This is a genomic window from Rhizobium sp. SEMIA4064, assembly GCF_003025035.1.
GTDB classification, from domain to species: domain Bacteria; phylum Pseudomonadota; class Alphaproteobacteria; order Rhizobiales; family Rhizobiaceae; genus Rhizobium; species Rhizobium paranaense.
The window spans coordinates 110,108-135,637 of sequence record NZ_PYJN01000016.1; the positions used below are offsets into that span (position 1 = coordinate 110,108).

The following is a 25,530-nucleotide window of genomic DNA, read 5'->3' on the forward strand; positions in this document are numbered from 1 at the left end:
TGATTATATTCTGAGCTCTGTCTCAGCGTCGAAGAGCGAGGCGAGCGACATATCGAAGCCGAGCTTCACACGCGCACCCGCGCTGAAGCGCCGCGCCCCGTTGATACGCACCGACATGGTGTGGCCAGCGTGCTTGAGCCAAAGCAGGTTATCGGCACCCATCGGCTCTTCGATATCGACGGTCGCATTGTGCACCTCCGTATCGGGACCCAGATCCTCGTTCACCTTGATGTGCTCGGGCCGAACCCCGAGAATGACCTTACGGCCCGGCTCCAATGCCTCGCCGGCATCATAGCCAGCGAGCGAGAAAATCACATCATTGGTGGCGAAGGCTATCTTGCCCTCGCGGCTCACCAGCTCGCCATGCAGGAAATTCATCGACGGCGATCCGATGAAGCCGGCAACGAAGAGATTGCGCGGCCTGTTGTAGATCGTTGCCGGATCGTCGAGCTGCTGGATGATGCCGCTCTTCATGATGGCGATGCGGTCGGCAAGCGTCAGCGCCTCGATCTGGTCGTGGGTGACATAGATCATCGTGTTCTTCAGCGACTGGTGCAGACGCTTGATTTCGACGCGCAGTTCCGAACGCAGCTTGGCATCGAGGTTCGACAAGGGCTCATCGAACAGGAACACGTCGACATCGCGCACCAGGGCACGGCCGATCGCTACGCGCTGGCGCTGGCCACCCGAAAGCTCGGCCGGCTTGCGCTTCAAGAGCGGCTGGATCTGCAAGATCTCAGCGGCCCGCGCGATGCGCTTGTCGATCTCCGCCTGCGGCAGCTTGGCGACGCGCAGCCCAAAGGAAAGGTTCTTTTCAACCGTCATCTGCGGATAGAGCGCATAGGATTGGAACACCATGCCGATGCCGCGATCCTTGGGCTCTTCCCAGGTGACGTTCTTGCCCTTGATGAAGATCTTGCCTTCGGTGATGTCCAGCAGGCCGGCGATGCAGTTGAGCAATGTCGACTTGCCACAGCCGGACGAGCCGAGCAGCACGAGGAATTCGCCGTCGTTGATCTCGAGGTTGAGGTTTTTCAGAACCGTGACCGCGCCGAAATCAAGCGACAGGTCTTTGATGGAAACGCTGCTGGTCATGGATCACCCCTTCACGGCGCCGGCGGCAATGCCGCGAACGAAAAGCCGTCCCGACACGAAATAAACGACCAATGGAACAAGACCCGTCAGGATCGTTGCAGCCATGTTGACGTTGTATTCCTTCACACCCTGGACAGAATTGACGATATTGTTGAGCTGCACAGTCATCGGGTAATACTCCGGCCTGGTGAAGACGACGCCGAACAGGAAGTCGTTCCAGATGCCCGTAATCTGCAGGATCATGGCAACGACGAAGATCGGCAGCGACATGGGCAGCATGATCTGCAGGAAAATCTGCCAGAAACCCGCCCCGTCGATACGCGCAGCCTTGAAAAGCTCCACGGGCAGCGATGCGAAATAATTGCGGAACAGCAAGGTCAGGATCGGCATGCCGAAGATGCAGTGCACCAGGATCAGTCCGCTGAGCGTGCCGTAGATCCCGATTTCGCGCAGCACGATGACGATCGGATAGATCATCACCTGATAGGGGATGAACGCGCCGACGATGAGGATCGCGAAGAAGAAATCCGCGCCCTTGAACCGCCAGTTGGCAAGCGCATAACCATTGACTGAAGCGACTGCGATCGAAAAGATCGTGGACGGCACGGTGATGCGTACGGAATTCCAGAACCCGCGGGAAAGACCGTCGCAATTGAGACCGGTGCAAGCCGTTGCCCAGGCTTTCACCCAGGGTTCGAACGTGATCTCCAGCGGCGGTGCGAAGATGTTGCCAAGCCGGATTTCCGGCATGCCCTTCAGGGATGTAACGATCATCACATAAAGCGGCAGCAGATAGTAGGTGGCGGCAACGAAGAGCGTGCCGTAGAGCATGATGTTGCGGCCGGAAATCGCGCGGCGCGGCTTTGCACCCTGCGGTTCCGAGAGCGCCTTGTCAGTCGCAACGGCGCCGCTGTTCGCATTCTTAAGAGTGATTGTATCAGACACGGTTGCGCCCTCCGCCGAATTCCAGATAGGCCCAGGGGATAATGACGATAGCGACGGTCACCAGCATCATGGTGGAGGCTGCAAACCCCTGACCGAGGTTCTGCGCCTGGAACATGTAGTCGTAGACGTATTTCGCCGGGACTTCCGAAGCGATGCCAGGTCCGCCGCTCGTTTGCGCGACGACAAGGTCGTAGACCTTGACGATACCGCTGGCGATGATGACCAGCGTGGTGATGAAGACCGGGCGCATCATCGGAATGACAATGAACAGATAGGTCTTCCACATGGGGATCCCATCGACGCGCGCTGCTTTCCAGATGTCTTCATCGATGCCGCGCAGGCCGGCGAGCATCAAGCACATCACAAGGCCCGTTCCCTGCCAGAGCGCAGCGATCAGCACGCCGTAGATGACGATGCTCGGCGTATAGAGCGGATCGAAGGTGAAGGTGGTCCAACCGAGCGAACGCACCACCGACTGGATGCCGAATTCGGGATTGAGCAGCCACTGCCAGACGAGGCCGGTGACGATGAAGGAGAGGGCGAAGGGATAAAGGAAAATCGTGCGGAAGGTATTTTCGAACCGGATCTTCTGGTCCATCAGCGCAGCCAGCACGAAGCCGATGACGAGACTGAAGATCAACGAAAAGATGCCGTAAACCGCGAGATTTTCAATGGACACGACCCACCGAGGTGCTGCCCACAGGCGGTAGTATTGATCCAGTCCGACGAAGCTGAGACGTGGCAGCAGCTTCGAATTGGTGAAGGAATAAACGACCGTCCAGATCGTGCCGCCCAAAAAGATGACGACAGCCGTAAGGATCATTGGAATGGATGCAATCTTCGAATTCAGATTGCGCAGATATTGATTTGGCCGGCCGGCTTTCGCTTGACCCGTCATTGTGCCTCCTCCTGAAGCGCGACTGCTTCGGTGATCTGGAACTGGTCAATGACCGCAGCTCCTGCCGCTCCCTCCTCATCGGCGGTCGACCGTCACATCCGTGTGGGCCGGCCGCCTATAAGAAGCGCTGTAATTAGCCGGGTAACATGATGCGTCCCGACCGTGATACCGACCCACAAGGGGCCGGTATCACTACAGCGAGAAGATTGGGATCAATCGGCCGCAGAGATGATCTCGACGAAGCGCTTCTGCGCCGCTTCCGGCGTCATCGAAGGACTGGCGAAGAACTCGGAGAACAGATCTTCTTTCTGCTTCTGCGTATCGGCAGAGAGAAGTTGGTCCGTACCCTGGATCACATTGCCCTTCTTCAGAATCTCCAGGCCCTTCTTCATGCAGTCGTTCGCCGCTGCGAGGTCCACATCGCCACGCACGGGCAACGAGCCCTTCTTGAGATTGAAGGCAACCTGGGTCTTCGGATCGAGAAGCGTCTTGGCGAGAGCTTCCTGAGCCTTCGACTTCGCCTCGTCCTTCAGCAGCGGGAAGTAGAATGCGTCACCGCCCGTCGAGATGATTTCGTTGACACCGAGACCCGGAAGGCAGGTGTAGTCCGTGCCGGCCTTTTGCCCTGCGAGGGCAAATTCGCCCTGCGCCCAGTCGCCCATGATCTGGCCGCCGGCCTTGCCGGTGATGACCATGTTCGTCGCCTGGTTCCAATCCTGAACGTTGGAGCCCTTGGACATCTTGCGGGCGTCGTCGGCGGCCTTGAAGACCTTCGCGATTTCCGGACCGGCCGCTACTTTGGCATCCCTGTCGCCGAATACTTTCTGGTAGGTGTCCTTGCCGGCGATCGCGACCATCAGCACGTCGAAGGCACCGGTTGCCTGCCAGGGCTGACCGCCTACAGCGAGCGGAACGATGCCTGCCTTCTCCAGCGCGGGAGCGGCGGCGACAAATTCATCCCAATTCTTCGGAACCGGAACGCCGGCCTTCTTGAAGGCGGCATTCGAAAGCCAGAGCCACTGCCAGGAGTGAATATTGACCGGTGCGCAATAGATCTTGCCGTTGATCGTGCAGGAATCGAGCAGGCTCGACGGACGGATAATGTCCTTCCAATGCTCCTGCGTTGCGACATCGGTCAGATCGCGCATGAGACCGGCCTGCACAAGCTCCTCGGCCTGACGTCCATGGTTGAATTGGGTGGCACCCATCGGGTCGCCGCCGGTGATGCGGCTGACCATGATCGGACGCGCAGTGCTGCCCGAGCCGGCAATCGCACCATCGACCCAGTGATTGCCGGTCGCGTCGAACGCCTTTGCCAATTCGGCCACGGCGGCAGCTTCACCACCGGACGTCCACCAATGCGTTACTTCAAGGTCAGTTGCCTTGGCCGCACCAAGCGGCAACGCGACGGAAGCAGCCAGTGCAACGGCCATCAAACGAATATTCATGAGTTCTCCTCCCTCACTGAAACGTTACCGGAAAAACGTAGTCTAATCATTTTCAACGCGCAACCGCCCGCCCGCAAAATTTTTCAGCAAGCTCAAATATACCACTTAAGATTACATTCCTTCTCCTAAATAAGCCAAAGTGCCCGACTATTCATCTCATCATTTCCGGGTGACGAAGCAATTTAATTTATTGATTATATTTCGTTATTTTCATCATCATTCACCAGCTCCTTTCAATTGCCTTTCGCACTTGCAAAATTTTCGGCAGGACCTGTGGATTCAACTGCCGGGTATACCGGCTCTATCGACGTCAGAAAAAGCGCTCGACTTTTCTACTGTATCGTTACAGATTTTCGAGACGAGGGAGGAGTGACCACATCGCGCATATGCTTGCAGCGCTACGGCAGGCAATATAAGCGGATGGTCGCGGGAGGCAGCATTGCAGGACATGGACAGTAAGAAGATTTCCGGCGGCGGCACGCAATCCGCCCACGAGCGACCGACGCTCAAGACGATCGCCTTCATGACCGGGCTCGGAATAACCACCGTCTCACGCGCCTTGAAAGATGCTCCTGACATCGGCGCCGAGACCAAGGAGCGCGTGCGCATGGTCGCCCGGCAATTGGGGTATCAGCCCAATCGTGCCGGCGTGCGTCTCAGGACCGGGAAGACCAACGTTATCGCCCTGGTACTCAGCATCGACGAAGAAATCATGGGCTTCACCAGTCAGATGGTCTTCGGCATTTCCGAGGTTCTGGCCGGTACGCAATATCATCTTGTCATTACGCCGCACTCGCATAGCAAGGACCCGCTGGTCCCCGTGCGCTATATTCTGGACACCGGCTCGGCCGATGGCGTCATCATCTCACGCACGGAGCCGGACGATCCGCGTGTGGAACTCATGCACGAGCGCGGGATGCCTTTCGCGACACATGGGCGCACGAATATGGGAATTTCCCACCCTTTTCACGACTTCGACAACGAGGCTTTTGCGCGCGAGGCGGTGCGTGCCCTGGTCGCCAAGGGGCGGCGGCGGATCGCGCTTTTGCAGCCGCCGGGCAAACTCACCTATTACCTGCACACCCAGATCGGCTTTCAAACGGGACTGCGCGAATGCAACGCCCAGGAGGTTCCGCTGAGAGCCAGTACCGACACGACGCTTTCCGAAATCAAGGATACGGTCGAGGAACTGATGCGTTCCCCCCATGCGCCTGACGGCTTCGTCTGTTCCAGCAGCGCCGGCGCCATCGCCGTCAATGCCGGCCTCGAAGCGGCAGGTTTCCGTCTCGGCCACGATATCGATATGGTCGCCAAGCAATCGACGGATGTGCTGAGCTGGATACGCCCGGAAATCATCTCGATCCTCGAAGATTTTCGCCAAGCCGGTCGGGAACTGGGTAAGGCGGTCATTGCGCGCATAGACGGCGTCGAGCCCGAGTTGCTGCAAAGTATCAGCCCGCCTGTCTGGCCAAAGAGCTAACGAAGCTGACCTTCACAAGAAAAAGGCCCGCCGAAAATGTCCGGCGGGCCTTTCCTTTAGTCTCTTCAATCCGAAGCGGCGGATCAGCCGTTCGCGCCGCTGCCCCACGGGCCGTGATGGATGTCCTTGCCATCGACGCGGTCAAAACCATGGGCGCCGAAGAAGTCGCGTTGCGCCTGAATGAGGTTCGCAGTGCCGCGAGCTTGGCGGTAGGCGTCGAAATAGGTCAGCGCCGAAGCCAGAGCCGGAACCGGCAGGCCGGAAGCCGTGGCCGCAGAAACAATGCGGCGCAGCGACGGGATCGATTCCTTGACCATGGCGGCGAAGGCCGGCGTCACGATGAGGTTGGCGGCATCCGGCGCCTTGGTGAAGGCGCTGGTGATTTCATCGAGGAACTGCGAACGGATGATGCAGCCCGCGCGCCAGATCTTGGCGATGACCGGCATCGGCAGCGACCAGTTGAACTCCTTCGAGGCTTCCGCCATCACGGCAAAGCCCTGTGCATAGGCACCGATCTTGGCGGCAAAGAGTGCCAGCTCCAGATCCTTCAGCAAATCGGGACCAAAGCCGATCGGGAACTTATAATCCGGCGTGCCGAAAATCTCCTGGGCGGCTTCGCGCTGCCCCTTGATGGCCGACAGGCTACGAGCTGCGACAGCGGCTTCGATAGCGGTTGCCGGGATGCCCATGTTCTGAGCCTCGATGGCAGACCATTTGCCGGTGCCCTTCTGGCCCGCCTTGTCGAGGATGACGTCGGGCATGGCATTGCCGGTCGCCGGGTCCTTGGCGGCCAGAACCTTCTCGGTGATCTCGATCAGGTAGGAGTTCAGCCGGCCCTTGTTCCATTCGCCGAAGATGCCACTGATCTCTGCGGCGCTCTTGCCGAGGCCGTCGCGCAGGATGCCGTAGATCTCGGCGATCATCTGCATGTCGGCATATTCGATGCCGTTATGGATCGTCTTGACGAAATGACCGGCGCCGTCATTGCCCAGCCAGGCGACGCACGGATCGTCCTTGTACTTCGCGGCGATCGAAGTCAGCACCTTCTCGACGCGCTTGTAGGATTCTTCCGTGCCGCCGACCATGATCGACGGACCATGACGCGCGCCTTCCTCACCACCCGAAACACCCATGCCGATGAAGGTCAGGCCGGTATCCTTCAGACGGTCGAAGCGCGAAATCGTATCGCGGAAATTGGCGTTGCCAGCGTCGATCATGATGTCGCCCTTGTCGAGATACGGCTGCAACGCCGCCATCTGCTGGTCGACCGGCTCGCCGGCCTTGATCATGATGATGATCGGCCGCGGCGGACGGATCGCTTCGACGAACTCCTCGATCGTCTTGCAGGGAATGATCTTGTCTTTCAGCGCACCGGCGTTCGCATAGAACTCATCCGTCACCTGCGGCGTGCGGTTGAACACCGCGATTTTATTGCCCTTTTCGGCAATGTTGAGCGCCAGATTCGATCCCATGACAGCGAGACCGATCAGTCCGATTTCTGCCTTTTCCACGACAATCCTCCAATGGGCTGCGTACTGCGCTGCACGGCCTGAACACGGGCAAAGGACGCAATAACACTTTGAAATGACACATAACCCGAAAAAACTGACTCCGATTTTCAGGCTCTGCGTTAGCCGATGTTGTTGCACTCCGGGCGTGAAACGGCAAGCCTTTGCCGGCCTCGAATCGTCTCCATTGCAGGACCGTGCAAGAATGCCCCAGGATTCTTCAAGAACCGGCCTTTCCATTGAGCCGGTCCGTGCCCAATTCGGTAATTCACAAAGGACAAATATACAGGAGGAGGTATCCATGTCGACCATGACCGCAAAGATCGTTCATATCTCCATCGATCGCCCTTGGAAGGAAGTTTACGGCTTTGCCGGCCGTCCGGAAAACATGCCGCTCTGGGCCTCCGGACTCGCATCGGGTTTGGAGCAGGATGGCGAGGATTGGGTTGCCAAGGGCATTCTCGGCACCGTCCGCGTCAGCTTCGCGCCTCGCAACGAATTCGGCGTCATCGATCATACGGTAACAATCGAATCCGGCTTGAAGGTTCAAAACGCGCTCCGCGTCGTGCCGAATGGCGATGGCTGCGAGGTCATGTTCACGCTGCTAAGATTGCCGGGAATGACCGACGAGCAATTCACCGCAGACGCAGCGCACATCGAGAAGGACCTTGGCACGTTGAAGTCCCTGATGGAGCGATAGACGGCTCGGTCCTTTAGCAACTTCGGTACGAAAACTGCTTCGAACCTTACCTGGATTTGCTCTAAATCGAGCGCAGCGTCCAATCGACGAGTTCGGCCGTCACGCCGGCAAAGGCCGTGTCGAGCCCTCGAACGAAATCCGGATTGCTGCCGCCGCTGACCGGCACGACCTTGCGAAAGACATTCTGCGCCTTGACCGTGCCCGAGCGGTCGTTGAGAATCTTAACCGAGATTTCGACAGCAGCCGATTTCTGGCCCGCCGCCGTATCGATCTCAAAGGACCTGATATCCGTGACGATCTGATAGTCGATCGCCAGCCCCTGCCCCGGCACGCCGACGCCGCCGAGCTTGCCGGTGTTTTCGAAGGCTTCGACCAGCTTCGACTGCACTATCCGGCTCAGCTTGTCGCTCCACTGCGACTTGCCGAGATACTGAATCTCCCGGGGCGAAACGCGGATCACGATCTGATTGCTGTCGAGCGGCTGCAGCGCGGTCGGCAGCGGGATCAGAATCTGCCGGCGCTTCATCGACGGGCCGCTCGCCTTGACCGCGGCCGTGAGATCATACGTGTCATTGACGGCGGCTGAACCGCAACCGCTAAGTAAAGCTGCAAGCAGCGGCAGAACGATCGCTGCCTTTCGATTCACTTGAAAACGCTCACCCGAAACGCAACCAACCATAGTCAGCCTATCCCTTGCAGCCCAAAAATTGCTTTTCATTAACGCCTCGCCCGGCCGTCATATTGCTTGACGGTATCGCCGCCGAAAATCAGGCGCTGCGGATTGCGGTCGAAGTTAGTGATTGTATTGTTAAGGTTATTAACCGTGCCTCGCATATCGTTGACGAGAGACTGCACGTCGCGCAGGCCGCCGCTCGAGAACTTCTGCAGGTTGTCGGCGATCGGCCCGATCCGGGCGTTGAGATTGTCCGCCATCGTCTTGAAGGATTGGAGCGTGTCCCTTGCCTCCGCAAACAGCGACTTCGTATCGCCGGAGCCGAGCAGCGAGTCGACCTTGGTGAGAATGCCGTCGACCTTGTTGGAGGCGGAATTCAGCTTGTTGGAAATATCCTTGCCATTGGCAATCGTCTGATCGATATCCTGCTGATGAGCCGCAACCGAATTGGCAACATCGCGGATAGATATCACGGCCTTTCTGGCGTCCTTGGTCACCTCGGCGATATCGTCCATCGAACCCTTCACCTTGTTGGGATCGATCTGCGCTATGATCGCATCGACGCGGTCCAGGGTCTTTTGTGCATTCTCGCCGAAGGTCGTATAGGTATCGGCGGTCTTCTTGAAGGATGCGATCGTCCCCTTCAGATCGGTCGTCGCGTCAGCCACATTGGCGGTGATCTTGTCGGCATTGTTGACGACGTCATTGATCTTGTTCGCATCGACGGCGCGCACCAGCTTCTCGATCGCATCCAGCGTCGATTCGACACGAGGCGATACGCTCTTGATGGTATCGGAGAGCTGTCCGACGCTGGCGAGGAACTTGTCGATATTGTCGGAATTGTCAGCCAGCGCCTTTGAGAACTTCTGCGCGTTGCGCACCGTATCGGTCAGCGGCCCTCGGGAGTCGGAGATGAAGCCCTGGACGTCGCCAATTGTGTCGTTGGCGCGGTTCAGGATCTTGTCGGCGGTAGCAAGCAGGTTTGTCACGCTCGACTGGTCGGCGAGCAATACTGCCCGCTTACCGGTTTCGATCGACCGCTTGAGGATGTTCTCGTCGCCATTGCGACCGCCGGAAAGCTCGATATAGGCCGCACCCGTCAGGCCCTGGATTTCCAGAATGGCCTTGGTGGACGTATAGACCGGCGCGTCGGCGCGCACTTCGGTAAAGGCCAGCGAATAGTTCGGATCATCGGCATCGATCGAAAGCCCCTGCACGGAGCCGACCTGAATGCCATTGAAGCGGACGGGCGAGCCGACGCTGAGGCCGTTTGCCGAACCAGGAATGCGAACGACCAGCTCGGCCATCGGACCGCCGCGGCCATATTCCGCCATCCAATAGACAAAGCCGAAGGCGGCTGCGATGACCAGCAGCGTGAAGAACCCGACGATCGTGTAGTTGGCTTTGGTTTCCATTGTTCCAGTTACTTCTTGCGGCTGTTGGCGCCAGCGCCATTGTCGTCGTTGCGATTCCCTATGTCCTCCCGCGGCACGATTGATCGCGCACGTTTGCCCCGGAAATAGGACTGCACCCAAGGGTCGTCGCAGGCCAGCATGTCTTCAACCGTTCCCTCCACCAATACCCGCTTCTGTCCGAGAACGGCGATACGGTCGCAAACGGAAAACAGGCTGTCGAGGTCGTGAGTCACCATATAGACCGTCAGGCCGAGCGTGTCGCGCAACTTGGCGATCAGCTCGTCGAATTCCGCTGCACCGATCGGATCAAGGCCGGATGTCGGCTCGTCCAGGAAAACGAGATCTGGGTCGAGGGCCAGGGCCCTGGCAAGGGCGGCGCGTTTGATCATGCCGCCGGAAAGCTCGGACGGATATTTATCGGCAGCATCGGCGGCCAGGCCAACCATGCGGATCTTCAGATGTGCCAGCTCGTCCATCAGGGCCTGCGGCAGATCGAGATATTCCCGCATCGGTACCTGGATGTTCTCCTTCACCGTCAGCGAGGAAAACAGCGCGCCCTGCTGGAACAGCACGCCCAGGCGCATATCCAGCCTGTTGCGCTCCGGCTCCGAGAGCTTGTCATAGTCTTCGCCGAGGATCTCGATCTTGCCGGAACGGCGCGGCAGCAACCGCAGCACTGTGCGCAGCAGCACCGACTTACCTGCGCCGGAAGCGCCGACGAAACCCAGGATTTCGCCGCGATAGATATTGAGGTTCAACTTGTCGAGCACTACTTTCGATCCGAAAGCGACGGTCACGTCCTGCGCGGAGAGTACGATATCTCTGCCCTGCTCATCCTTGTCCAACGGGATTTCCGAGTGAAGCGCGCTCATCCTTGCCGGCCCTCAGAAATCGATCGCTGCGTAGAACATCGCAAACAGCCCGTCCATCAGGATCACCACGAAAATCGATTTCACAACGGACTGCGTCACATGCTGGCCAAGCGATTCGGCGCTGCCACCCACCTTCAGCCCTTCGACCGCAGCAACGATGCCAATGACCAGCGCCATGAACGGCGCCTTGATCATGCCCGAGATGACGGTGGAGAGACTGATCGCCTCGTGCAGGCGCGAAACGAAAGTGGCGAAGGTGATGCCGGAATAGGCCCAGGCGACCACAGCCGCGCCGCCAAGCGAGGCGAAATTGGCAAGGATGGTCAACAGCGGCAACGCGACGGTCAATGCCACCAGCCGGGGGAAGATCAGAACGCCGACCGGGTTCAGACCCATGACCTTCAGGGCGTCGACCTCTTCGCGCATCTTCATCGAGCCGATTTCGGCAGTAATGGCGCTGCCTGAACGGCCGGCGATCATGATGGCGGTCAGCAGCACGCCGATTTCGCGCAATTGCAGGATACCGACGAGATCGACGACGAAGATTTCGGCGCCGAAATAGCGAAGCTGGAATGCGCCTTGCTGCGCGATGATCGCACCGATCAGAAAGGACATCAGCAGGATGATCGGCACGGCGCGCACCGCCATATGGTCGATCTGATTGACGATCGAAGCCGGCGAAACACCGCTGCCGCGCCCGAACTTGAGCTGCGCGCCGCGCACCGCCGAACCGAGTATGTACATGGCCGCGACGAGATTGCCCCATATCTCGTAAACGCTTTCGCCGATCGGTGCGAAAATCCGTTCCGCGAGCGATTTCTTTGGCTTGGGCTCCGCCGCCTCCTGGTTCGGGTCTTCGGTAAAGGCGGTAAGCAGCTCATCGATATGGGGATTGGAGCCGTCGATGCTGACCGTAACGCCGTGCGCTTCCTGGCTCTCCCTCAGGCGACGGATCAGCAGCGCCCCCGCGGTGTCGACATCGGAGAGATCAGAGAGATCGATCACCACATGATCGCCGCCATGCTGTTTCGTAAGCTGATCGATCTGCCGCAACACGCCGTGCACATTGGCACTACGCCAATTGCCTTCCAGCCGATAGCGATGCCCGTTGCCATCAGGCTCGTCATCGATCCTCGGTGCATCGGGGCTTTGTTCGGCTGCTTTCAAACTCATGCGTCTTTCAGATCTTGCGTCACAATCGCCGACTCAGGAATCCCAGCTCGACGGTAATGGTTAATATCCGAGTGCATAGGCGATTTCCATGCCGCGCCGATGTCAAAATATGCCATAGCATTTTGATATCCAAATGAATTCGTTTTGCCCGCCTTCAGGAGGCCTCGCCCGCCCTTTCGCCAAACCCGGAACTGTGGGGCTGAAGATTGCGGGCAAGCACCACCATGGCGAGGCCGAAAGCTGCAACACCGGCCATGACATAATAGCTGGAAACACCGAGCCACGCGTAGAGATAGCCGGAAGCAAGCGTCATAAGCCCGAGAAACATGCCGTTATAAAAGAAATAAGAGCCCTGGGCGGAAGCCTCCTGGGCTTCCTGCACCGAGGCGACGATACGGCGCTGAATGCCGGTATGGACGCAGGCATAGGTGCAGGAATGAAAGCACTGCAGCACGAAATAGCCGATGAAACCGAAGTTGATCGGAAACAATATCCAGCGCAGGACACACATGCTTGAGCCGAAGAAAATCAGCGTCCAGGCGCTGAAACGACGGCTCAGCATCTTCGACATGAAGAAGACCATGACCTCCGCCGCGACCCCTATGCTCCAGAGGACGGCGATCTGCGTGCCGGAAAAACCGAGCGTCCGCCAATAGATCGACGCGAAGGTATACAGCACGGCATGGCTGGACTGCTGCACCGACACACCGATCATGGTGATCAACAACTGCGGTGAGCGCAGCCCGCCGCCGGTCGGCGCCTGCAGGTTGATCGGCTGATTGCGCCGGCGTGTCGGTCCAATGCGCGGACAGAAGAAGGCCATCACCGTCGTCAGGAAAAAGCCGCCGACCATGCTGGGCAGAACCATGCTGCCACCCCATTTCTGGATCATCTGACCGCCGATAAGGGTCGAGAAGATGAAAGCAATCGATCCCCATACGCGCATCGAGCCATAATCGAAACGCCAGCGCCGCACGCCGGAAATGGCGATCGATTCCACGACGGGTAAGTAAGGCGCGTATGTCGCCCCCTGAATGCCGTAGACCAGCAGAACCGGCCAGAAATCGCTTGTCCAGTAAAGCGCGATCGCCGTCAGCAGCGACAGTGCGCCCGACCAGAACAACACATTCGCACGTTCCTCGACGCGATCGGCCAGGATGCCGACAATGGGCACGACAAGAACGCGAACCACCATCGGTACAGCGAGGATGAGACCGATCTCGCGGTCACCGAAATTCAGTCCCGCCAGCCAGACGGGGAAAAACGGCAAGGCGATCCCGTTGACGAGCAACGGAGCACAATAGGACAAGGCGGTGCGCAAACGAAAATGCGGAGGAGCGCCCTCGCCCTGGAGAGATTTTGTCGCGGGAATCATGACAGACCTGAAGGGAAACTGATTGCTCCCTATCACTCCATCGTGAATACGACTATGGCGAGAAATAGCCCGATCGAAACGTTTCAGGGAAAATATGAGGCTGCAATCAGATAACGACGATCAAAAAATGTGACGGCGCGTTATCGGATGCGTGAGCGGCGCATATTATGCCGCCCGCACCCCAAGGGTTTCCGACAGATCCTCGATGGCGGCGCCGACCGGCTGTACCTCGGTGATCGTCTGCCAGGTGATCAGCTCGAAAGTGCCGTCTTCATGCTCGGCGATCGCCGTGCAGCTTTCGACCCAGTCGCCGGTGTTGATATACCGGATGCCATCGAAATCCTCGATGATGGCGTGATGGATGTGGCCGCAGATGACGCCGTCGGCATCGTTGCGCTTGGCCTCTTCGACCACAACGCGCTGGAACTCGCCGATGAAGTTGACCGCATGCTTGACCTGAAGCTTCGCCCAGGCCGAGAACGACCAATAGGGCATGTTCAGGCGGCGGCGAACCGCGGCGAGGCCGACATTGATGAGGATCGCCATATCGTAAGCCCAATCGCCGAGATAGGCGAGCAGACGCGCGTTGCGGACGACGACGTCGAATTCGTCGCCGTGCAGGACGAGGTATTTCTTGCCGTCAGCGGTCTCGTGGATCGCCCGCTGCGCCACTTCGATGCCGCCGAAATGCATGCCGGGGAAATCGCGCAGGAATTCGTCGTGATTGCCGGGGATATAGACGATGCGGGTGCCCTTGCGCGCTTTACGCAGCAGCTTCTGCACCACGTCGTTGCAATCCTGCGGCCAGTACCAGGTGCGCTTCAGCCGCCAGCCGTCGACGATGTCGCCGACAAGAAAGATGGTGTCCGCTTCGTGATGGCGCAGAAAATCGATCAGATAGTCCGCCTTGGCTGCTTTCGAGCCGAGGTGCACGTCAGAAATGAATAGCGTTCGAAACCGCCTGACATTCATGTTTTCATTCACGAACTCTATGTCCGTGCCCTATCCTACGTTGGCTATTCCAAAACCAGACTCGTGTTTCAGGATGATGACAAATCCTGTGCGATAGGACTATCGCGCAAGATCAGCCGCGCTTTGCAGCTATGGCGAGATCTGGGCGATCGGTTGTGAAACTTGCGACACCGAGGCGAAACATCGCCTTTGCTGCCTCGCTGGTGTGAGCCGCCCAGCCGTGCACCGTCACGCCGTTTTTCCGAAAGAACTCCGTTACTTCGGCATCGATGGACTCGGCCCGCAAGGCAATCTCGCGGACGCCAAACCGGCCGAGTGCGGCAATGACGCCTCTCCAGCCGATTTGCGCGACCATCAAGGGCGAACAGAGAAAGATAAGGCCCAGAAGTTCGCCGGCATTCAGGCCACGCTCCTCCAGCGCGACGCTGAAAACCTCCAGGCGCGGGAGCGCGAAACTGGTCACCATTGTCCGCTGCAGCATGTCGGTCGCCAACAGCTCGTCCGCAATACGGCCTTCCATGCCTTCATAGGGTTTTCCGTCCGGCCTCGCCTTGATCTCCAAGCGAAGGTCGACCGCGGACGGCCCGAAGATATCGATGGTCTGGGCAAGTGTCGGAATGGTCTCGCCGCCACTGCCGATGACGATATGGCGCATCAGTTCGTCATAGCTGAAATCGGCGATCGCGCCCTTGCCATCCGTCATGCGGTCGATCAACGCGTCGTGATGGATGACAAGCTTGTTGTCACGCGTCTGGTGCACATCGAATTCGACGAGATCGACATCGAGCTTGGCGGTTTCGGAAAAGGCGAGCCGGGTGTTTTCAGGCCACAGATGCGTACCGCCGCGGTGGGAAGCGATGAGGGTCATGAGCGTTCCTCCGTTTTTGCCCTCATAGGCCAGCGCCGTGACCCCCATGTGACGCATTTTCGCCCTTCGCTTACCATCGGGTCCGGAAGTCAGCGTTTGCGGACCGGAAAAACAATTCTGAAAACGACGCGACAAAAAACCTTCTGTCCGCGTCAATTGCATACTGTGCACCCTGGGTGATTGATGTATGCAGGGGGAATCAAACGCGAGCGCGCAAGCAGGAATGGAGGAGCGTAATGGATACGCACGACACATCGAAGGCAGCCAAGAACATGGCGAGTGGCAATCTCGACGACCAGGCTCTCTTCTTTCATCGCTATCCCCGTCCCGGCAAGCTGGAAATCCAGGCGACGAAGCCGCTCGGCAACCAACGCGACCTGGCGCTTGCCTATTCTCCCGGCGTTGCCGCGCCCTGCCTTGCCATCCGCGACAATCCGGAAACGGCCTTCGACTACACCTCGCGCGGCAATCTCGTCGCGGTCATCTCCAACGGTTCGGCCGTCCTCGGTCTCGGCAATATCGGTCCGCTTGCCTCCAAGCCCGTAATGGAAGGCAAGGCTGTACTCTTCAAGAAATTCGCCGGCATCGATGTCTTCGACATCGAAGTTGCCGCACCCACCGTCGATGAGATGGTCAGCGCGATTTCCGCGCTGGAGCCGACCTTCGGCGGCATCAATCTGGAAGACATCAAGGCGCCCGAGTGCTTCGACGTCGAACGTCGTCTGCGCGAAAAGATGGAGATCCCGGTATTCCACGACGATCAGCACGGTACCGCCATCATCGTTGCCGCCGCTATTCTCAACGGGCTTGAATTGGCCGGCAAGAAGATCGAAGACGTCAAGATCGTTGCTTCGGGCGCCGGCGCGGCGGCGCTTGCCTGCCTCAACCTGCTGGTCATCCTCGGCGCCAAGCGTGAAAACATCTGGGTCCACGATATCGAAGGCCTCGTCTATGAAGGCCGTACCGAGCTGATGGACGAATGGAAGTCCGTTTATGCCCAGAAGAGCGATAAGCGCGTGCTTGCCGAGTCGATCCCCGGCGCCGATGTTTTTCTCGGCCTCTCTGCCGCCGGCGTATTGAAGCCTGAGCTGTTGGAGCAGATGGCGGAGAAGCCGCTGATCATGGCGCTCGCCAATCCGACACCAGAAATCATGCCGGATCTCGCCCGTGCCGCCCGACCGGACGCGATGATCTGCACCGGCCGTTCGGACTTTCCGAACCAGGTCAACAACGTCCTCTGTTTCCCCTATATCTTCCGGGGCGCGCTCGACTGCGGCGCCAAGACGATCAACGAGGAAATGAAGATGGCCGCAGTGCGCGCCATCGCGTCGCTTGCCCGCGAGGAGCCGTCCGATGTTGCCGCACGCGCCTATACCGGCGAAACGCCGGTCTTCGGGCCGAATTACCTGATCCCCTCGCCCTTCGACCCGCGTCTGATCCTGCGCATTGCGCCCGCCGTTGCGAGAGCCGCGGCCGAAAGCGGTGTGGCCCTGCGCCCGATTGCCGATTTCGACGCCTATATGGACGAACTCAACCGCTTCGTCTTCCGCTCCGGCTTCATCATGAAGCCGATTTTCGCCGCAGCCAAAACCGCGGAGCGCAAGCGCGTCGTCTTCTCCGAAGGCGAGGATGAGCGCGTGCTGCGCGCTGCCCAGGTTCTTCTTGAAGAAGGCACTGCGGTTCCGATCCTGATCGGACGTCCGTCCGTTATCGAGACCCGCCTGAAGCGCTATGGCTTGAAGATCCGGCCGAATACCGATTTCGCCGTCATCAATCCGGAAGACGATCCGCGCTTCCGCGAATATGTCGAGCTCTATTTCTCGCTGGTCGGCCGCAGCGGTGTCATTCCGGAAGCAGCGCGAACGATCGTGCGCACCAACACCACCGTCATCGGCGCCCTGGCGCTGAAGCGCGGCGAGGCCGATGCGCTGATCTGCGGCCTCGAAGGCCGTTACGAACGCCATCTGCGCGTCGTACGCCAGATCATCGGCAAACGCCCCGATGTTCGCGATTTCTCGGCGCTCAGCCTGCTGATCTCGCAGCGCGGCGCGACCTTCTACACCGACACCTATGTCACCTTTAATCCGAATGCCGAGGAGATCGCCGAGTCGGCGGTGCTGGCAGCCGAAGAAATCAAACGCTTCGGCATTTCGCCGCGGGCCGCTCTCGTTTCGCATTCGAATTTCGGGTCGCGGGAATCGGAAAGCGCGACCAAGATGCGCAATGCCCTGGCGCTTGTCCGCGAAATGGCACCGGAGCTGGAAGTCGACGGCGAAATGCATGGCGACAGCGCCATCTCCGAAAGCCTGCGCCGTCACGTCATGCCGGACAGCACGCTTACCGGCGAAGCAAACCTGCTGGTCTTCCCAAATCTCGACGCCGCCAACATCACCCTCGGCGTGGTCAAGACCATGACCGACGGCCTGCATGTCGGCCCGATCCTTCTCGGCACGGCGCTCCCCGCCCACATCCTGTCGCCGTCCGTCACGTCGCGCGGCGTCGTCAATATGGCGGCCCTTGCTGTGGTCGAGGCTTCCCAGCCGAATTGAGGCAACAACCTTGTCGGACCGTCTTCTGAGGCGGTCCGACGGGCTCATGGCGGTCGGTTTCCGATTGTGTCGAAAATTTGCCTGGCAAAGTCACCAAACGGCGACAAGAGGCGAAGCCATGCTCCGTCTTTGATCATTTCGCAGGAATCCTCCTACCAGAAGTGTATTTCTGATAGGGACGTTGTTAAGCTCCACGCTGTATTCTTTCTCAAAGTCGAACCGCTTTCGAAGAGCAAAATCGTGAACCGCGGCAGAAATTCCTTCTCCTGTCTTTTGTTGTCCCTCTTGGTTGCATCGCCGGCTTCGGCGCAGACGAATACGCTCTGCGACGAACTGCACGGCCGGTTTGCCAATATCACGCAGGTTGTCGGTGCCAGCGCCGAGACACGGCAGCTTTCGCGCGCTATCGCCCAACAGAATCTCATGATCCGGCAGCTAAAGAGCGATATGCGCAATCAGGGCTGTGCTTCCGACAGCAGCGTGGTGATCTTCGGTTCCGGCTCCGGGGATAGTGGCGCCTGCGATGAGATGCAGACGTCGCTGGACCGGATGCAGCAGGACCTTGGTTCACTGATGGATGAGCGCGAGTTGAGCTTGACCCGCGTCGACGCCGAAGGGGCACAACGCCGCCAATTGCTCGCTACCATGCAACGCAATGGCTGCAACGCTCCCGCGTCAGCCGAGCCGGACACTGTTATCAACACCCGGTTGAAGCAGGAGCCTTACACACCTGAAGAGCAGTCGCTGGCGCAACCCGAAAGCTCGGTCACGTCAATCGAGACGCGGAAGCCCCAGCCGGACGCGACGTTGCCGCAACGGCAGATGCCGACGACCTCGGCGCCGGCAGTCACCCAGATTCAACCCAGACAAATGCCGGCGGACCGGCCTTACGATCCCTCGGCAAACAAGGTGCGCCAGGTCGGACCGCAATTCCTCGCGACCGACCAAGGTGGCATCGATCTCAAACATCCGAAAGCGGCCGGTCCGCAGCCGGCACAATAGCCGCTTTGAGCAGCGAGACGATCGCCTCATCGCCCGTTTCCCGCGCCAGATCCCGGTACGAGAGGCCGGATGCATCTCTCACCGAACGATCGGCGCCGCGCTCCAGCAGAAAGCGCATCGCATCGACCTGAGCATTGAGGATGGCAAAGCCGAGCGGCGTCAACCAGTCGCGGTCTGCGCTCGCCTGCCCGTGTGGACGAAAATCGCCGAAGCGGACGTTGATCTGATGAGGATGTTTTTTTAGACGCGCGGCCAATTGCTCAACTTGGCCAAAGGCGGCAGCCGCAAAGACATCGAGCGGCTTCGTCTTCAGGAATTCGACCATCTCCTCCTTGCCGTTGTATTCCGCCCAATCGATCGGCGGTGAATAGTAATAGGGATCGCGGATGGTGGTGTCGGCCCCATGTTCGATCAGCAGCTTCGCCATGTCGATATAGCCATGCAGGGCAGCCTCATGCAGCGGCGTGCGGCTGGTCATGGCGTTGACGTCGAAGCCGAGAGCAAGCATCCGGCGGACCGGCTCGAAGGCATTGTCCCCCGCCGCTTCGTGCAGCATCGCGGGGTAAATCCGCTGCATCGCTTCGGGAATGTCGAGCTCACGCGCTATTCTCTTTATGTGATCTGCAAATATCCCGAGATCGACGGGCATATTACCGGTCATAATCTGGATATAAACCCAGTCCTCCGTCTTGAGCCGAACGGCAACAGCGCCCTTTTGCACAAGGTACAGCGCAAGATCCTTGTCGCCACCGATCCGTGCCCATTCAAAAGGCGTTCGGCCATTGACCGGCTTGTTAACGTCAGCCCCATGCTCGACCAGCAGCCTGACGCGCGCGCCAATGCGTTTCTCGCAGGCCCAAGCCAGTTGATAGTCGAACACCGTCTGCGAATTCGCCACCATCAGACCGTCTTCGCGCACCAGCCAATTGTTCTTGTCGACAGCGGAAAGCCCGTACTCAAGCAGCAATTCCAGGCAGGAATTGTCGGGCTCGAACATCCGGTTATAGAGCGCCTGGCTGTCATTCACCTCCGCGCCGGCGTCGAGCAAAAGGCGCGCGAAAGCCTCGCAGTCGGGATGCGGCGGCTGCCTGACCTTGCCGGCTTCTCCCTCTCCGAAAACACCGGTCAATGCCGTGAAGCGATATTGACCGCCGTCGAGGAAGAAGGCGTTGGGATCCGCTCCACGCTCTATCAGGACCCGCGCCGCCGGCAAGCTGGAGTGGCCAGGCAGGCGAGCATAGGTGGCATAGAGCAAGGGCGACCAATCGTAAGGCCCGCCTTTCCGATCAAGAAGCTGCGGCTGCCGATCGAGCCAGCGCGCCACACCGGCGGCGTCGCCAAGTGCCGCGGCAATGTAGATACTGTCCTCGGCAAGCTCAGGGTTACCCTCCAGCAATTGCCGCGCCTCATCGAAGCGTACCGGATCAGCCGGGATATGAGGGAAGTAGGAAACCGTCGCCAGCGACAGGAATTGGTTGGCGAGCTGATCGCGAGGCGTTTGCTCGCGATTGGCGCTTTCCAGATGCGCTTTGAGTTTTGTCCAGCTTGAGAAGCCATACTCGCGGGCAAGAACAAGCTGGATCTCCTGAAGCCCGACTTCGGCGGCATTGGCGAAATACGGCTGGACACGACTGCGTGCCGCTGCCTCGCCGGAATGAACGGCTTTCAGAAAGGCCTTGGCCTGTTTTTTCAGGGAATCGACGGTGGCATTGCCCGCCAGAGAGCGCGTGGTCACGAAAGACCTCCTTTCATTCACGTCCGGTATCCGCGCCCACAGACTGAAAAGAGGTGTGGCAGTCTTACGTTCTATGCATCAGGTGGGCCTTGCCCTTCCCGCGGATCGGATGCGCCCTGCGAACGATCCGGAACTTATAGCGAGCCATCTGACCTGTCCAGAGAGATCAGGCCGGCTCGTAGCGGACATAGGCGAACTCGTCACCATCCGGTGACCAGTTCGGCACATTGATCGTCCCCTGTCCGCCGAAAAGCTCGAACAGCGTTGTGAGATTGCCGCCATCCATATCCATCAGCCGCAGCCGGACATGGAGATCGCGCGGATGGTCGAAGACATCGGGGTCGTAGGAGATCAGCACGACCTTGTCGTTCTTCGGCGACGGATGGGCGAACCAGTTGCCGTAATTGTCGTTGGTTATCTGCTGCAGCCCGGTACCATCGGGATGGATGCGCCAGATCTGCATCAGGCCGGTGCGGCTGGAGTTGAAATAGATCCATTGCCCATCGGCGGAATAGTCAGGCCCGTCATTGCGGCCTTCGCCATGCGTCAGCCGCGTCTCTTCGCCGCCATCGATAGAGATCGTGTAGATATCGAAGACATCGTCGCGAATGCCGCAATAGGAAAACCGCTGCCCATCGGGCGACCAGCCATGCCAATAAGAGGGCAGATTGCGCGTCACTTGCCGTGGCGTGCCATCCTCGGCGGGCAGGACATAGATGCAGGACTTGCCATGTTCCGTCTTGTCGGAAATGGCGATCAGCGAACCGTCGGGCGATATGCCATGGTCGTTGTTGCAGAGCGTCGCAAAACCGGTATCGACTTGAACGGCCTCGGCCTTGCCATCGAGCGCGAGCCGATAAAGCAGGCCATCGCCATTCAGCAGCAGATAGCGCCCATCCGGCGAAAAATTCGGCGCCTCGACCAGCCGCTCAGTCTGCCAGACGACCCGGCTTTCACCGGTACGGATGTTGTAGATCTCGACCGAACTGCGCATTGGCTCTCCACTTGCCGCGGGGCGTAGCGATCAACGATCGCGGAACCGGTTGGTGATCGGATAGCGTCGATCGCGACCGAAATTCTTCTTGGTAATCTTCACGCCTGGCGCCGACTGGCGGCGCTTGTATTCGGCGAGATAGAGCAGATGCTCGACGCGATGGACAGTGGCAACATCATGCCCACGCGCAACGATCTCCTCGACCGCCATCTCCTTTTCCACCAGGCATTCCAGAATATCGTCGAGCACCGGATAGGGTGGCAGCGAATCCTGGTCCGTCTGGTTAGGCCGCAGCTCGGCGGACGGCGCCTTGTCGATGATGTTGAACGGGATCACCTCACCCGATGGGCCAAGCGCGCCCGGCGGCACATGCAGATTGCGCCAGCGCGACAGCGCATAGACCTGCATCTTGTAGAGGTCCTTGATCGGATTGAAGCCGCCGTTCATGTCGCCATAGAGCGTGGCATAGCCGACCGACATTTCCGACTTGTTGCCCGTGGTCACCACCATCGAGCCGAACTTGTTGGAAATCGCCATGAGAATGGTGCCGCGGGCACGGCTCTGCAGATTTTCCTCGGTGATGCCGCTGTCGGTGCCTTCGAACAGATCCGAAAGCGCTGAGGTGAAGCCGGTCACCGGCTCCTCGATCGGCACGATGTCGTAGCGGCAGCCGAGCGCCTTGGCACAATCGGCCGCATCCTTCAGCGAATCCTGCGAGGTATAACGGTAAGGCAGCATAACGGTGCGCACCCGCTCTTCGCCGAGTGCGTCGACGGCGATGGCGGCGCAGATCGCCGAGTCGATGCCGCCGGAAAGGCCAAGCACGACCGATTTGAAGCCGTTCTTGTTCACGTAGTCGCGGAAGCCCAGCAGGCAGGCGCGGTAATCCGCCTCCTCACCCTCCGGAATATGGGCCATCGGGCCTTCGGCGCAGTGCCAGCCATTGCCGTTCTTCTTCCAGGTCGTCACCGCCAATGCGGTTTCGAACTGGCTCATCTGGAAGGCCAAGGACTTGTCAGCGTTGAAGCCGAAGCTTGCGCCGTCGAAAACCAGTTCGTCTTGACCGCCAACCTGGGCGGCAAAGATGAGCGGCAGGCCTGACTCGATCACCTGCCGTAGCGCAACCTGATGACGGACATCGACCTTGCCGCGATAATAGGGAGAGCCATTCGGAACGAGAAGAATTTCCGCTCCGCTTTCAGCCAGCGTTTCGCAGATGCCGAGATCGTTCCAGATCTCCTCGCAAATGGGAATACCGATGCGAACGCCGCGAAAATTAACCGGTCCCGCAATGGTCCCTTCGTCGAAGACCCGCTTCTCATCGAACTCGCCATAGTTCGGCAGATCAACCTTGTCCCTGACGAAGATAATCTTGCCGCCATCGAGCACGGCCACCGAATTGTAGCGACCGGTCTCGTCCTGACGCGGAAAGCCGATGACGACGCCCGGCCCGCCATCGGCGGTATCGGCCGCAAGGCTCTCCACAGCCTTCCGGCAGGCGCGGATAAAGGCCGGTTTCAACACCAGATCCTCCGGCGGATAACCGGAGATGAACAGCTCCGTCAGCAGCACAAGCTGAGCGCCCTCGCGCGCCGCCTCAGCCCGCGCTTCCCGCGCTTTTGCAAGGTTGCCGGAGACATCGCCGACCGTCGGGTTAAGCTGGGCGACAGCGATGCGGATGGTCTGGGTGATGGGGCTTTGTTCTGTCATGCCATATATTTAGCGAGCGCAACCCCGTTCCGCAACCGCCTTCCGCCCTCTCCATGTGTCAAAGATCGCGGTGCTCGCAAAGGACGTATTTTACCACCGAAAAATACTAAGGGAGCCTTGCGGTTCACCTGCCGTTCATGACAGAGAGGTGACAATTATATAAAGGTTTTATTAAATTGGAGAGACCTTTGGTCGCGCTGGTCCCCAGTTCTGCGTTGGCAGGCAGATTTGCCCCTCTACAAAAGCTTGGTGCCGCGAGCCGACAACAGACGGCTTTACGTCAGCTTCTCAGCCTTATTCTGACCTTCCTGCTCGCACTTTCCACCATCGTCGTGGTCGAATGGGTCGCGCGCGGTGAGCTGACGGATCTCCCCGACTATTTCATGTCGCCGATCCATCCCGGCTTCACCACGGTCGGCATCGTCATGTTGCTGATGCTGGTGCTTGACGCCATGTTCGGCCGGGCGCACCAATCGATCTTGTTGGTTGTGCCCCTCGTCCTGGTTCCGGCCTTTATCTCCAATCAGAAGCAGCATTATCTTTCCGATCCGCTCTATCCTTCGGACTTCCTTTTTGCGCATCAGATCCTGGAACTCATGCCGGTGATCGTGCGCGAGCGGCCGTGGACGGCGGTTGCCGTCGCTCTCGGGATTATCGCCTCGATCGTCGGACTCGCCCTTCTCTGGCGCTATACTTGGCGACATGCGACAGCGCTTTCGCGCAATGCAAGGATCGCGCGGCTGTCCGTCTGCCTGCCATTCATGGCCGTCTTCGTCTCGCAGATGGATCCGACGCAAAATTCCTTCATCAGGGAAAAGCTGCGCATCATCCCCATCGTCTGGGATCAGAAGGAAAACTACGGTTACAACGGCTTCATCATCGCCTTCTCGCTGAACCTGCCGATGGCCGACGTCAAAGCGCCTGCGGGCTATGGGCAAAATGTGATCGATGCCATACCTGCCCGCAACTATGGCTATCTTTCCGGCCCACGCGAAAAACCTGACATCATCATGCTGATGAGCGAGTCTTTCTGGGACCCGACCAGGCTTTCCGGTCTGACCTTTACGCCCGACCCCATGCCGAACATCCGCGTGGCGCAGTCGGGCTATGTCTTCTCCCCCGAATTCGGCGGCATGACCGCCAATGTCGAGTTCGAAGCTCTGACCGGCTTCTCCAACGCTTTCCTGCCCTATGGCAGCATCCCCTATCAGCAATATGTCCGCCGGCCGATGCCGTCGCTGGCCACCTTCTTTCGCGGCGAAGGCTATGCCGCGCGTTCCATCCATCCATTCAGCGGCTGGTTCTGGAACCGCAACGAAGTCTACAAGGCTTTCGGTTTCGAGGAGTTCCGCACCGAGGAGACCATGCCACCCATGGAGAAGCGCGGCCTTTTCGCCTCCGACGACTCGCTGATGAAGGAGATCATGCGCGAGGGCGATGCCATGGAGCGGCCGTTCTTCTTCTTCGCCGTCACACTACAGGGCCACGGCCCGTACGAACCGCATCGCTATGCGGAAAACACGGTCGATATCAAAGGCGATCTGAGCGACGCCGATCGAGACACGCTTGCGACCTATACGCAAGGCGTGCGGGAAGCCGACCAGAGCTTGAAAATGCTGATGGATTGGGCGTCTAAGCGCGACCGTGAGACCATCATCGTCCTCTGGGGCGATCACCTGCCGCCGCTTGGCACGGTCTATCCGGATACGAATTACATGCCCGAGCAGGTGGCGACCCGAAAAGCGCCACTCGACATCATGAAGCGTGAGCACGAAACGCCACTGGTCATCTGGTCGAGCAAAAAGGGCGTGCGCAAGGATGTCGGGACGATCAGCCCGTCGCAACTGCCCTATCACATCCTCAAGACCGCCGGCTACGAGCACCCGTTCTACACCGGCTTTCTCGGCCGCCTGCAGAAGAAATACACCATCGTCGACCGTTACCAATTGGCGACGCGCGACAATCAGGCTTTTCCGGATTGGGCTCGCAAGGAGCAAAATCTCGATCCGCTGATGCGCGAGTATCGCTATCTACAGCATGACGCGATGTTCGGACACGAATATGGGCTCGACCGGTTCTTCCCGTCGCATGTCTTGCTGGCAGACCAAAGCAGCTAGA

General features: G+C 59.0%; 20 protein-coding genes. 5 read left to right on the top strand and 15 right to left on the bottom strand.

Annotated features, from left to right (window positions below; genetic code table 11):
* Nucleotides 1-3 precede the first annotated feature (3 nt).
* The 4 genes from C9E91_RS10530 to C9E91_RS10545 form a co-directional block, all read right to left on the bottom strand.
* The gene (locus C9E91_RS10530; RefSeq protein ID WP_107108237.1) at nt 4-1,095 is read right to left on the bottom strand and encodes an ABC transporter ATP-binding protein; all 1,092 of its coding nucleotides are present in this window, start codon (nt 1,093-1,095) and stop codon (nt 4-6) included.
* 3 nt (nt 1,096-1,098) lie between these two features.
* Entirely contained in the window at nt 1,099-2,040 is a 942-nt protein-coding gene (locus C9E91_RS10535; RefSeq protein ID WP_107108238.1) for a carbohydrate ABC transporter permease, read from the bottom strand.
* Complete coding sequence (locus C9E91_RS10540) at nt 2,033-2,938, bottom strand: carbohydrate ABC transporter permease (RefSeq protein WP_107108239.1); 906 nt, start codon at nt 2,936-2,938, stop codon at nt 2,033-2,035. Before C9E91_RS10540 ends, C9E91_RS10535 begins: the two co-directional genes overlap by 8 nt.
* Nucleotides 2,939-3,150: 212 nt before the next feature.
* Nucleotides 3,151-4,386, bottom strand: coding sequence for an ABC transporter substrate-binding protein (locus C9E91_RS10545; protein WP_107108240.1), 1,236 nt, complete (start codon nt 4,384-4,386; stop codon nt 3,151-3,153).
* 448 nt (nt 4,387-4,834) lie between these two features.
* Here C9E91_RS10545 and C9E91_RS10550 point away from each other — a divergent pair, with 448 nt between their 5' ends.
* Nucleotides 4,835-5,866 (top strand): LacI family transcriptional regulator, encoded by a 1,032-nt coding sequence (locus tag C9E91_RS10550; protein ID WP_107108533.1) that lies wholly within the window; start codon nt 4,835-4,837, stop codon nt 5,864-5,866.
* An 83-nt stretch (nt 5,867-5,949) separates the two neighbouring features.
* Here the strand turns inward: C9E91_RS10550 and gnd are convergent, their stop codons facing one another.
* Entirely contained in the window at nt 5,950-7,377 is a 1,428-nt protein-coding gene (gene gnd, locus C9E91_RS10555; protein ID WP_107108241.1) for an NADP-dependent phosphogluconate dehydrogenase, read from the bottom strand.
* A gap of 298 nt (nt 7,378-7,675) precedes the next feature.
* Here gnd and C9E91_RS10560 point away from each other — a divergent pair, with 298 nt between their 5' ends.
* Nucleotides 7,676-8,074, top strand: coding sequence for an SRPBCC family protein (locus C9E91_RS10560; RefSeq protein WP_107108242.1), 399 nt, complete (start codon nt 7,676-7,678; stop codon nt 8,072-8,074).
* Between the two features lie 61 nt (nt 8,075-8,135).
* Here C9E91_RS10560 and C9E91_RS10565 read toward each other — a convergent pair whose 3' ends face one another.
* From C9E91_RS10565 to C9E91_RS10595, 7 genes are all read right to left on the bottom strand, one after another.
* Nucleotides 8,136-8,753 carry an ABC-type transport auxiliary lipoprotein family protein gene (locus C9E91_RS10565; protein WP_107108243.1) on the bottom strand — a complete coding sequence of 206 codons (618 nt, stop codon included), beginning with the start codon at nt 8,751-8,753 and terminating at the stop codon, nt 8,136-8,138.
* Between the two features lie 38 nt (nt 8,754-8,791).
* Nucleotides 8,792-10,162: an MlaD family protein gene (locus tag C9E91_RS10570; RefSeq protein ID WP_107108244.1), complete on the bottom strand. Its 1,371-nt coding sequence runs from the start codon at nt 10,160-10,162 to the stop codon at nt 8,792-8,794.
* An 8-nt stretch (nt 10,163-10,170) separates the two neighbouring features.
* A complete protein-coding gene (locus tag C9E91_RS10575; RefSeq protein ID WP_107108245.1) occupies nt 10,171-11,034 on the bottom strand; it encodes an ABC transporter ATP-binding protein in 864 nt (287 codons plus the stop codon).
* 12 nt (nt 11,035-11,046) lie between these two features.
* On the bottom strand, nt 11,047-12,207 hold the full coding sequence (locus C9E91_RS10580) for an ABC transporter permease (protein WP_107108246.1): 1,161 nt from the start codon (nt 12,205-12,207) through the stop codon (nt 11,047-11,049).
* Between the two features lie 154 nt (nt 12,208-12,361).
* A complete protein-coding gene (locus C9E91_RS10585; RefSeq protein ID WP_107108247.1) occupies nt 12,362-13,582 on the bottom strand; it encodes an MFS transporter in 1,221 nt (406 codons plus the stop codon).
* Nucleotides 13,583-13,747: 165 nt separating this feature from the next.
* Nucleotides 13,748-14,554 (bottom strand): UDP-2,3-diacylglucosamine diphosphatase, encoded by an 807-nt coding sequence (locus C9E91_RS10590; RefSeq protein WP_107108248.1) that lies wholly within the window; start codon nt 14,552-14,554, stop codon nt 13,748-13,750.
* Between the two features lie 112 nt (nt 14,555-14,666).
* Nucleotides 14,667-15,422: a glycerophosphodiester phosphodiesterase gene (locus tag C9E91_RS10595; RefSeq protein WP_181316062.1), complete on the bottom strand. Its 756-nt coding sequence runs from the start codon at nt 15,420-15,422 to the stop codon at nt 14,667-14,669.
* Between the two features lie 236 nt (nt 15,423-15,658).
* Here C9E91_RS10595 and C9E91_RS10600 point away from each other — a divergent pair, with 236 nt between their 5' ends.
* Both C9E91_RS10600 and C9E91_RS10605 read left to right on the top strand, forming a co-directional pair.
* Entirely contained in the window at nt 15,659-17,971 is a 2,313-nt protein-coding gene (locus tag C9E91_RS10600) for an NADP-dependent malic enzyme (protein ID WP_107108249.1), read from the top strand.
* A gap of 240 nt (nt 17,972-18,211) precedes the next feature.
* Entirely contained in the window at nt 18,212-18,973 is a 762-nt protein-coding gene (locus tag C9E91_RS10605) for a hypothetical protein (RefSeq protein ID WP_107108535.1), read from the top strand.
* Here C9E91_RS10605 and C9E91_RS10610 read toward each other — a convergent pair.
* The 3 genes from C9E91_RS10610 to C9E91_RS10620 form a co-directional block, all read right to left on the bottom strand.
* On the bottom strand, nt 18,933-20,708 hold the full coding sequence (locus C9E91_RS10610; protein ID WP_107108250.1) for an ankyrin repeat domain-containing protein: 1,776 nt from the start codon (nt 20,706-20,708) through the stop codon (nt 18,933-18,935). The genes C9E91_RS10605 and C9E91_RS10610 overlap by 41 nt on opposite strands.
* A gap of 166 nt (nt 20,709-20,874) precedes the next feature.
* On the bottom strand, nt 20,875-21,702 hold the full coding sequence (locus C9E91_RS10615) for a TolB family protein (protein ID WP_107108251.1): 828 nt from the start codon (nt 21,700-21,702) through the stop codon (nt 20,875-20,877).
* A 30-nt stretch (nt 21,703-21,732) separates the two neighbouring features.
* Nucleotides 21,733-23,412 (bottom strand): NAD+ synthase, encoded by a 1,680-nt coding sequence (locus C9E91_RS10620; protein ID WP_107108252.1) that lies wholly within the window; start codon nt 23,410-23,412, stop codon nt 21,733-21,735.
* Between the two features lie 188 nt (nt 23,413-23,600).
* Between C9E91_RS10620 and C9E91_RS10625 the strand changes: the two genes are divergently transcribed.
* Entirely contained in the window at nt 23,601-25,529 is a 1,929-nt protein-coding gene (locus C9E91_RS10625) for an LTA synthase family protein (RefSeq protein WP_107108253.1), read from the top strand.
* Nucleotide 25,530: the final 1 nt, after the last annotated feature.